The sequence below is a fragment of the Robbsia andropogonis genome (assembly GCF_000970345.1).
In the GTDB taxonomy this organism is placed as follows: Bacteria; Pseudomonadota; Gammaproteobacteria; order Burkholderiales; family Burkholderiaceae; genus Robbsia; species Robbsia andropogonis.
Window position 1 is genome coordinate 1 of the sequence record NZ_LAQU01000169.1, and the last position, 1,634, is coordinate 1,634.

The 1,634-nt window shown below is 58.0% G+C and carries 1 protein-coding gene and 1 pseudogene; both read right to left on the reverse strand.

Translation table 11 applies throughout. The annotated features are described in order from the left end of the window. Positions 1-104: 104 nt before the first annotated feature. Positions 105-767, reverse strand: a pseudogene (gene tnpC, locus WM40_RS26830) (IS66 family transposase); the annotation flags it as partial. Between the two features lie 102 nt (positions 768-869). After that, a complete protein-coding gene (locus WM40_RS26835) occupies positions 870-1,601 on the reverse strand; it encodes an IS6 family transposase (RefSeq protein ID WP_046154610.1) in 732 nt (243 codons plus the stop codon). Between the last annotated feature and the right edge of the window lie 33 nt (positions 1,602-1,634).

The following is a 1,634-nucleotide window of genomic DNA, read 5'->3' on the forward strand; positions in this document are numbered from 1 at the left end:
TAAGCGAGGGGCATTGTCGTAAGCGCTAATTTCTCCCCACCTGAGCATGCATAGGGGCACGCCCACTCTCACGAGCGGGTATCGAAAGGCTTTTGGAACGGGGGCTACGGCTTTGCGGCGCGGGGTCGTTTGACGTAATTGAACGGCAGAAAATCGCTGATGTCTGCGCTTGTGGCCCGTCGAGGCATTTCGTCGAGAACATTCAGCAGATACCCGTACGGTTCGACGTCGTTTGCCCGACACGTCAGCATCATACTGTAGATCATCGCACTGGCCTCAGCGCCGGCCACCGTATCGCTGAACAACCACGTGTTTCGTCCTGTGCATAAAGGACGGATGTCGCGTTCGAGAACGTTATTGTCGATGGGCGCTTGTCCGTCTTCAACATAGCGACTCATATACTGCCACTGGTTTCTCGCATAGCCGATCACCCGGCCCAGCAGCGACTTCGGTAGGGCCAATGGTGCCTGCGTGTCCAGCCACGTTTTGAAGGCATCGCGCACCGGCACGCTGTGCTTCTGGCGCAGTTCATAGATGTAGCCGTGACGCATCTGTCCATCGGGCAGATCGCCCTTTGCAAGCGCCTCGACTTGATACAGCACTTTAATGTCTTCCAGCGCCTGTGCGATGCGCTCGCTCGGCTTCTTCTGCCCCTTGGCCGCGTCCACGAAGGCGCGTCTTGCATGCGCCCAGCACCCTAGGTGCGTCCCGCCCTCTACGGTGCGCCACGCCGCATAGCCGTCACTCTGTTGATTTGCACCAAAATCTGACCCACTGGGGATGCGGACAAAATCTTGGACTACTTTGGAGGGGCTTTGTCAAGTTGACGGCTAGAGGCCAGCTGCTTATCACAAACGTAGTTATCCTTATTAGATAGCTTTATGAGATGTGGCAGTCACAGTCCAACCATGCCATGTGGCGAAACGTTCCTGGAGTACGGCACGATGACATGCCGCGTTCATTTGATGTCTGGGCAGCGCGAAGTGCTGCCGGATTGGGCCAAAACATGAGAGAAATGCTTGCGCGCGACGTGCATCGCGAAAGCCACACATCTGGCGTTCGCGCCTGCGCGTCGGCTGGTGGCTGTTCTCGGCGCGGTTGTTCACACGTGCAGCCGCCTTGACGAACACGTGCTTCACATGAGCGAGTTCGGGAATGTCAGCCTTCGCCGCCGGATAGCTGCGCAACTGGTCGGTCACGATCTTGCTCGGCACCGGGTTTGAGCGCAGCACCCTTCGGAAGAAGCGCTTTGCCGCAGCCTTATCGCGCCGCTTTTGCAACAGCACATCAAGCTCGGTGCCGTGCTCGTCGACTGCTCGCCACAACAGATACGGCTCGCCGCGCAGCGTCACGAACATCTCGTCCAGATGCCATATGCTGCCCGGCCTTGGCCTCGCTGCTTTGGCGCTCCGGGCGAATTTGGCGCCAAATTTGTCGCACCAGCAACGGATCGTTTCGTACGTGACCACGACACCACGCTCGAGCAACAACTCCTCGACGTCGCGCAGGCTCAGGCTGAACCTGAAATACCACCGAACCGCGCAGCTGATGACGATAGCAGGGAAGCGGTGACCGTGATAAAGCGATTTCGTTTTCTTCATCACTTCATTCTACCGCCGCCTCCCCATCAACCT